Below are 8800 nucleotides of genomic sequence, written 5' to 3'. Positions count from 1 at the left end.
AAAATTTAAACTTTATGAAGGCCACCAAGCGAAAGCGCGGTAGAAAAATCTGTGTCTATTTTCTTGACGTAGTATCGCAACTAGAATAGTCTCGTAAGAGACACTGACATGGTACGCAAGAAGTCACTTCTTGTCACACCCCCTGCTCCACACGGAACGTGCCAGTTTCCAAGCATTCCGCGTTCCATCTAGCGATGGTTTTGTTAATTATAAGTTTCAAGTTACTCTTGTTGACTTGGGTTATGTGACATATTCTAATTCACATTTTTCCCGATATTTATTAATTTTCTGTAGCATCGGTTCTGTGATGCCCAAATTATTCATGAGAGTATTCATCTTGACTGTATCGGTCATATGGATAATCTTCTCTTTAACAGTGCCACCCTTTTTAGTGGTAATGCTTAAGAGCATGTTTATTGATGCATACTCGTATACCTTTTCAATATCGATTGACGCAGTTTTTGCTGCTTCATAGGTATCGACAGGTATACTGATTGTTTCTTTTTATATTATTGTAAAGATTTCATTTGCCTTCCCAGAATAGAAAAATTGGTATTTTATCCTCATTTTGTTGTTTGTTGACCTTTTTCTTCTTGTGCAAAATATGCCCGAAAAACTCGCTGGCTGATAATATTAGCAGCGCTGTGCGGCTGGGCGTAACCATCACGGTAGGCATTCGGCACAATAACAGCAATGGCAATATCGGGATCATCAAATGGTGCATATCCTGCAAAGGATAGATTCCATGTCTTTACCCCATTTTTATAAGATTCAGAGGTACCGGTTTTACCCGCTGCATTGTACGGTTCGTCCTTAAAAAATCCTCTCGCTGTCCCTTGCGTACCATGAGTAACCAGCCAAAAGCCCTGTTGGACACGCTTCATCATTTTAGCACTCATATCCACCTTATTAAGCACAACTGGGTTAATTTCATTGATTACATTTCCTGGTTCATCACCATTCTTGGCAGGTTCGCGAATCTCCTTAACCAATTGGGGCTTCATACGGTAGCCGCCATTCGCTATGGTTGTAATATATTGGGCAATCTGCATCGGTGTATAGGTATCCAATTGTCCGATAGCAATTTGAAAATAATTTCGCACATCATTCCCTTTTATACCTGCTGTTTCATTGTCAAAACCTATTCCTGTAGGGACACCTAAACCATATTGATTGAAATAGTAACGAATTGTTTCTATTTTTTCTGAATCCATATTTAGGGACTGATTTGGATGATATTGAGCTCCGAGTATCTCAATAGCAGTTTTCCACATATATACGTTTGATGACCGTTCAAGTGCTTTTAAATCGCTGATGGTTCCCATATTCGCATAGGAAGAAATTTGTTTAGTCCCTTTAATTTGCAAGGGGGCATCATAATCAAATTCCCCAATATCCCTTACACTGGTCTGGTATCCAGTTAATACGGTGGCACCTTTTACAACAGATCCCTGTTCAAAAGCGTAAGTGAAGGTTCCCGGTGTAAAATCGATAAATTCCCTAGATTGCCTGTTATACACCTTTCCTGACATAGACAGAATGCGGCCGGTCTTGGGCTCCATTGCCACAACAAAAGCAGTGTCAAGTGTATCAGTATGCGGCTTTTGTATCGCATTTACTAACTCTTCCTGAATGATTTTTTCCACTTGGGCTTGGAACTCCATATCAATGGTCAGGACAATATCCTTGCCGATCTGCCCTTCAGAAACAATCTCTGTATCCACCACATCTCCTTTTTGATTTGTAACCGTTTTTATTTTTTCCTTTTGCCCTTGCAATACATCTTCGAAAAGCTCTTCAATATAGCTTATCCCGACCCGGTCATTAAGTTTGTATCCTTTAGCCATATAGGAATCTACGCTTTCTGCAGGTATGCCTTCATCTGCACTCGTAACTTTACCAAGCATATTCTTAAATGTATCTCCGTAAGTGCGGCCCCTCTTCCAGTCGGTTGATACATCAACACCCGGAAAATTTTCCAGGTTTTCACTCACCTTAGCATGTTCTTCTTCTGTGACATTTTCATTTTTGATCATCGACGGGGTTAAAGCGATGGCGGTTGATAGCTTCCGGTAGATGGCTGCCATGTTTTTGTCCACACCCTGGAGATCGCTTTTTTTTATTCGGCTCAATTTTAATTGATATAAATCCTTATCGGTCAACTTTTCCTGTTTGTATAATTTCTCTTCCTTCTTTGTGATAAAATTCTCGCCATTATTATGTAATAGAAGCCAGATATCTTTCATATCCCGATCTGTCACTTTATCGATATCTTTATTATTCATGGAAAGAAAGGTATCTAACTTTTTGGCCAATTCAAGCAATTCGCCCGGCTGTGGATTTTTCGGTGGTGTATAGGTAATTGCTTTTTCCGGGATATTATAGACTACTAATTTATGATTCTTGTCATAAATTTTCCGCGCGGAACGGATAAATTAATGGCCTTAACCTCTGTGTTATCAGCTTGCGCCGCATAGGATTCCCCTTTTAAAATTTGGACGACCCCAAGACGAAGAATCAGGATGGAAAAAAGAATAAAGACCATGAAAAAGAGAATATTCATTCTCAATCGCATCTGATTTTTTAATATGTTATATTTTTTCTGCCTTCTTTGCTTCAAAACACATCAACCCTTTCATGTAAAGAATCGAATCATCTGGGAAGTTTGTGTATATGGCCACACCAAATACTACAATTGTAGTATTTGGAGCAAAGATAGCCCCAAAAGGTATAGTTCATCTATTGGGGTACTATTTTTAATAAATCCGTTTATCGCGCAGGATTTGCTTAGCAATCTCCGCAGCCTTGCTTCCTTTTGCATGGCCATCATTATCTTGAATATGGATGGCAAAATAAAAACGATTCTCGCCTTTATATACAAAGCCAATGAACCAGCCATTTACATTCTTTCCATTGATCGTACCGGTTCCCGTTTTTCCAAATAATTGCCCATTTTTTTGCTCATCAATTAAGATTGCTTGTTTAACCGCTTGAATATTTTCCTCATAAAAACCAAATTTATTTTCTTCCAATGCATGTAATAATTGCACTTGTTCGATTGGTGAAATTTTTAATGAAGATTCCATCCAATAAGTATCCAAATTCCCTGAAAGGTTCTCATTTCCATATTTCACCTTGTGAAAATAATCTTGCAGTTGTTTCCTCCCTATTTCACTATCGGTATTTTGGAAATACCAATTCACAGAACGGGTCAATGCAGTAGATAAATTTTGATCTTGATTCCATTCTTGATAGGGTTGAACATTCCCATCCCAAACCTGTTCATTGTTATTCGTGGAAATAACATTTGATTCCAATGCAAATAAGGCAGAAAATATTTTATAGGTGCTATTAGGAGAAACCCTCTGTTCACTCATATCTCGATTATAGATTTGATATTGTCCTTTAGCTGCATCATATAAAACAAAACTACCGTTATAGCCATGGAAATAGGAACTTAAATCTTCATAAATCGTATTCTTCTCACTAAAATGATACATATCATCCGGGCTGGCAATAACAGTGGTGATTGGGGTAATAGCTAACACAAAAATCCCTGAAACCACACAGATGACTTTGCTTTTCCATTTCAATAATGGAGAATCTCCAGAGAAGGTAGCAATACGCTGGATTCTTTGTTTGATTTGTTTTTGGGTCCCTCCCATTCCAGGTGCAATCTGTGCATAAGTCCGATCATACTTTTTATCCGCAAAATGAATGATGGTATGCCCATACTCAATGCATTCACTCTTATCCAAGAGATTGAGTACAGAAGCATCACATGCCAATTCCCGATCGATTCGCATCCTTTTTAAGGCAACCCATATGAATGGGTTAAACCAATAAATTATTTGAACGATTAACATGAGGTAATTAACGAACACATCTTTGTTTTTGTGATGGTGAAGCTCGTGAAGAAAAACGTATTTTAATTCATTTAATGATAGAGTTTCTAGTGTTTTCCTTGGTAAAAAAATATAGGGCTGGAAAATCCCGAACGTAATTGGAGAGGTAATAAGTTCGTTTTTCCGCAGCTTTATTTTTCTCTTAATGCCAACACTCTCTTTGCACAATTCTAACAGTTCATTTATCTTTTGATTCTTAACAGGAACAGCTGCCTTTTTCATCTGATAGATTTGATAGGTGGAGTAACTCACCAAACCTACGAATAAAATCATTCCTATAACCCAAATTGTGAAAATTGTATGGTAGTTAAAATCCGGTGTTGATTTGTTCACTGATACTGTGAAATCATGCATTAAATTCGTATTTGACACCGGAGAGACATTCAATTTTTCATTCTTAGATGCGGTGTCTTTCTGAAAGAAAAGCAAGCTTTTCAAATATTGGGTTCCTTTTCCAAGGTGAAAATCCTTCCAGGGCACAAACGCAGCAAGGATTGGAATGAAAAGAAAATACCAAATTTGGTAATGTGCCTTTACCGTCAAATGTTTGTGAAAAAGCCTTTTGATCAATAGAATCATGAAAATAAGGAGTGATACCACGATTGTACTTAATAAAACCCGCAGTATAATGGTGTCCATTATTTTTCTCCTTCTTTCTGATCCTTCTTTGATAATATTTTCTTTAACTCAGAAATATCCTCATTTGATAACTGTTCATTTTCAATAAAATTCAATACCATTGAATTTAACGTTCCTCCGAAAAACTGTTGAAGAAAGGATTTACTTTTTTGCTCAACATACTTGGGTTCTTCGATTAGGGATGTATAAATAAATACTCTGCCATCTCTTCGTGCCTGCAAAGCATTTTTTTTGACTAGACGTGCAAGCATGGTATGAATGGTATTCGGTTTCCATTCACTCTTTTTCGATAACTTCTCCACTACCCCAGGAGTAGAAATGGCTCATATTTCCATACAACTTTCATCACTTCATATTCAGCTTCAGATATTTGCGGAATCTCTCTCATCATACCCCTCCTATTTTTACATCTGTAGTATTTACTATAACAAAAAGGACCAAAGGCTTAAACCATAAACGTGTACTTTAGCATATATAGATAATCCCTGTGTACTAAGGATTAACCTGTTTCCATTGACTTTATTTAAAATATGAAAAAAGCTCCTCTATAAAGGCTTGATTCAGTTGGGTGGCCGAACTGCCTGGTGTATAATGTTCGACAAGTGAAAGAAGAAGAAATGAATCTTGTTCCGCATCAAAAGCAAGTAAAAAACTATTTTCATCCCCCTTTTCATCTTGTTTCTTTTTTAGCTCTGCTGTTCCGGTCTTGGCAGCCAACTGATGGGCAGGGTTGAATAAAAGATGGGCCGTTCCATTTGGGTCACTTACCACCGCTGTTAAATTCTTCATCATTTCGCTGGCCGTTAAACTAGTAATGGCTGATTTAGTTTTTCGTTCGCTTTTATCATTCAACAATTTTGGATAAACAATTTTGCCTTCGTTTTGAAATACTGAATACATGCTTGCTTGTTGAATAGGTGTAATCATTAATTCTCCTTGCCCGTATGCCGTATCTGCCAGCAGGATTTCTGACTGAAATGTATTTTGCTTAGAAATTTGAGCTGGATTCATAACAATGGGTAAATCTAATTCTTCTCCAAAGATAAACTGATTCAAACCATTTCTAAACGTTTTTTCACCCATTTCTATAGCCTCTTGTGCGAAATATATATTATCTGAATAAATTAACGCTTTACTCATATCTACATTTTGCACATCTGAAACACGGGTAACTGAATACCCTCCCCATGTTCCGTCTTTTTGCCAGCTAAAACCTCTAATGTTTCTAAGCTTATCTGGATAGGTCACTTTGGCATCAAGGCCAATGCTTGCGGTTATCGTTTTAAAGGTAGAGCCAGGCGCATATCCAACAGCATACCTTGAAATAAATGGCTTGTTGTCATCCTTCAAATATAAATCATATTCCTGCTGCGATATACCTTTGACCATTTTATTCGGATCAAATGAAGGGGAGCTAACTAGGGCATAAAGCCTCCCTCTTTAGGATTCATAACGACGGTAGAACCAGCTATTCCTTTTAGATGTTTAAATGCTTCCCTTTGGATATAAGAATCAATGGTTAATAAGATATCGTCTCCGTCCATCTTTTCTACCTTTTGAAATTCGTGCTTTTTATTTCCCTGTTCATCGACAATCAGTATTTCGCCACCGTCATTACCACGTAACTCCTTATCAAAAGCTTTTTCCAATCCAGCTTTTCCAATCATGTCCCCTTCCGATAAATTTGGATTTTTATCCAAATCGTCTTTTGTTGCTTTTCCTATGTAGCCAATTAAATGAGCTGCCGCTTCTTTTAGTGGGTAATAACGAAGTTTTATATTTTGATAGGCCGCTCCTGGCATGATTTCTGCTTTATTAGATTCAATTATTTTTAAGGGAACAAAAAGATTATCCTTTACCCAGTTCTGATTTAATTTTTGATTAATTTCCTCTATAGGAATCTCGAATTGCTGACTAATCCTTTGAAGGTTCTTGTCTTTTTCGTTTCCTTGACCTAATTCTAACGGAACTACTCCTACCCATTTAAAATCTTCGTTTACCGCCAATCCGTTCCCAAAAAGATCTTTAATCTCTCCACGCTCTGCTTCCTTATAGTGAAGAGCTACTTTATCTTTTCCTTCCATTCCGGGAAAGATTAATGAAGGGTCCCATTTAACCAAATATTTACCGTCTGTTTCATCAATCTTTGTTTTATAATTCAAGTTCTCCACTTTCCCTAAAGGAGTTGTAAAGCTTAATTGATAAGATAACTCATACCCAAGGTTTTTGACTTTTTCCATTTCAATTTTGGAAGCATGTATATTCGAAATTTTGATTCCGTTAAATATACGATCATATTTATCAATGACTTCTTCCAAAGTATAATCTAATGATGTGTACGATTGTTTTTCAAGCACATTCCCTAATTTTTCATACTCTTTGTATTCTAATACTTGAATAAAAGTATTCGCTACTTCCTGAACTTCACTGTGACCTTTTTTGTCCATGATTTGGAACCATATAACACCCCCAATCCCTGCTAAAATGAAGAATAACAAGAAATAATAAGGATTGATTTTCTTCTTTTTTCTTTGGACTCTGCTATACAAGCTCTCTCACATCATTTCCTTCAGGATAAATACTACATATGTAGTATTTTTACTAAAAACTACGCATGTAGTATTTAGAGGGATTATAGCATTTATTTTTTTATAAGCAAACAAATTCTTGATTGCTATCACCATATAAATCATTATTTACATGGTGAGATCCGTCGCTAGCCCAGAAAAGTAAAGGATTACAAACTACATTTTCTTCATCAGTAAACCCTTCAACAATTTCATTAACATCAATGCCACCGAAGAATTTAAAGTAATTCTCCAATACCCTCTCATAAAGTTTGTCGTTGTTATTGAATATGAATTTTCTCTTAGTTCATTCCAAGGTAGTTCATCTCTCATTCAGTTGCTGATAGCCACAAATTAATATTCACAGCTTCTCCTTAAACAATCCGATCCGCTTTATTTCTTCAAGATGAATCTCAGACAGGCCCTCGAGGATTTCCATTCCTTTATCGGTTACATCTACAAAGACACTTCTCCCGTCTTCCGGGTTTTTCCTGCGTGACACCAGTCCTGACTTTTCGCAGCGGTCAATCAGGCCGACACATGAATGATGGGTGATTTGCAGTCGTTCTGCCAGCTCGCTCGGTGTAGCATAATCTCTTTCCGGGTACCCTTTTATGGCTAGCATCAATTGATGCTGCTGGGCTGTGATGCCCATATTTTCTGCTGCTGTTTCACTGAACTTCTGGAATTTCCTCAATTGGTACCGAAACTCAGCGAGGTACTCATATACGTCTTTACTAAGCAAAAATTCCACCTTACTTTCTTATTGATAAATATATCTTAACACGATATAATTAAAATACAAAATATCGTAATACGATATTTCAATCGAAATGAAGGGGTGCTCTTTATGGATTTTTTACATTACCTTTCTCCAAACTCTATTACTGGCGTCATTTTTTTCATTGCGGGAAGTTTGTTTACTATTTATTTGCACTTAAAAGTTTATAAACTTTAATACGGAATTAAATCTATATATAAGAACCGGTCTTTTTGAGTGAAGTAGTCCTTTGTCACTTTTTCCTCGCCTAATCTATAGTTGATGGGGAATGCAAAGTTAGGTCCATCGAACACAAATGAATGAAATTCTCCATTCTCTCCGCAAACATCATGGTCTTTCGGATATTCCATGATAAATTTTCTATCATATACTTTGCCTGCGTAGGATGGATCCAGCCTTTCTAAATCAACACATGTTAAAACCGTATCGAATCCAAGATCAACAAACTCACGGCTTACATCCTCTACCGGAAATCCCCATAGCGGAAAAACAGGGGTTAATCCTGAGGCCGAAAACAATTTCTCTCGATATTCCCGAACATCCTGAAGATGTATATCGCCAAAAACGATATGGGTAACTCCCTTTTCTCTCATATCAACAATAGCTTTTCCAATTATTTCTTGATACTTTTCATCAGGACAGTCCTGCGGAAGCCAGACCTCTCTTAATGGAATACCCAATGATTTAGATTGGAGCTTCAACAACTCGTAGCGGACTCCATGAATCGATACGCGATTGAATCCTTCTGTCAGAGTCACGAGCAATGAATCAACCACAAAATCAGGATTGTTTTGAATTTTGTATAATGCTAGCGTGGAGTCCTTCCCGCCACTGAACGAGATTGCGATTTTCATTTTGGTCCTCCTAAACTACGACTTCCAACCTATTCCACAGTGCAAATAAGATAA

8 protein-coding genes are annotated in these 8800 nt (G+C 37.2%); all 8 read right to left on the bottom strand.

The window, feature by feature from the left end; all coding sequences use genetic code 11:
- Nucleotides 1-563: 563 nt before the first annotated feature.
- The 8 genes from JCM21738_RS13640 to JCM21738_RS13615 all read right to left on the bottom strand — a co-directional run bounded on the left by JCM21738_RS13640 (nt 564) and on the right by JCM21738_RS13615 (nt 8746).
- Nucleotides 564-2363 (bottom strand): peptidoglycan D,D-transpeptidase FtsI family protein, encoded by a 1800-nt coding sequence (locus JCM21738_RS13640; protein ID WP_243463022.1) that lies wholly within the window; start codon nt 2361-2363, stop codon nt 564-566.
- A gap of 393 nt (nt 2364-2756) precedes the next feature.
- Entirely contained in the window at nt 2757-4544 is a 1788-nt protein-coding gene (locus JCM21738_RS13635) for a BlaR1 family beta-lactam sensor/signal transducer (protein ID WP_023626824.1), read from the bottom strand.
- Nucleotides 4544-4846, bottom strand: coding sequence for a BlaI/MecI/CopY family transcriptional regulator (locus JCM21738_RS13630; protein WP_243463021.1), 303 nt, complete (start codon nt 4844-4846; stop codon nt 4544-4546). The genes JCM21738_RS13635 and JCM21738_RS13630 overlap by 1 nt, the downstream gene beginning before the upstream one ends.
- 217 nt (nt 4847-5063) lie before the next feature.
- Nucleotides 5064-5933 carry a penicillin-binding transpeptidase domain-containing protein gene (locus JCM21738_RS22565; protein ID WP_081742132.1) on the bottom strand — a complete coding sequence of 290 codons (870 nt, stop codon included), beginning with the start codon at nt 5931-5933 and terminating at the stop codon, nt 5064-5066.
- Nucleotides 5934-5962: 29 nt separating this feature from the next.
- Nucleotides 5963-6991: an NTF2-like N-terminal transpeptidase domain-containing protein gene (locus tag JCM21738_RS22560; RefSeq protein WP_148296125.1), complete on the bottom strand. Its 1029-nt coding sequence runs from the start codon at nt 6989-6991 to the stop codon at nt 5963-5965.
- A gap of 202 nt (nt 6992-7193) precedes the next feature.
- Nucleotides 7194-7367, bottom strand: a complete 174-nt coding sequence (locus JCM21738_RS23390) for a hypothetical protein (protein ID WP_232215917.1) — start codon at nt 7365-7367, stop codon at nt 7194-7196.
- Nucleotides 7368-7472: 105 nt separating this feature from the next.
- Nucleotides 7473-7865 carry a MarR family winged helix-turn-helix transcriptional regulator gene (locus tag JCM21738_RS13620; RefSeq protein WP_031308298.1) on the bottom strand — a complete coding sequence of 131 codons (393 nt, stop codon included), beginning with the start codon at nt 7863-7865 and terminating at the stop codon, nt 7473-7475.
- Nucleotides 7866-8065: 200 nt separating this feature from the next.
- On the bottom strand, nt 8066-8746 hold the full coding sequence (locus JCM21738_RS13615; RefSeq protein ID WP_023626819.1) for a Dph6-related ATP pyrophosphatase: 681 nt from the start codon (nt 8744-8746) through the stop codon (nt 8066-8068).
- Nucleotides 8747-8800 lie beyond the last annotated feature (54 nt).

It is taken from the genome of Mesobacillus boroniphilus JCM 21738 (assembly GCF_000517385.1).
GTDB lineage: Bacteria > Bacillota > Bacilli > Bacillales > Cytobacillaceae > Mesobacillus > Mesobacillus boroniphilus.
The sequence above is the reverse complement of the archived record's forward strand: the minus strand, read 5'-3'. Positions and strand labels throughout refer to the sequence as shown.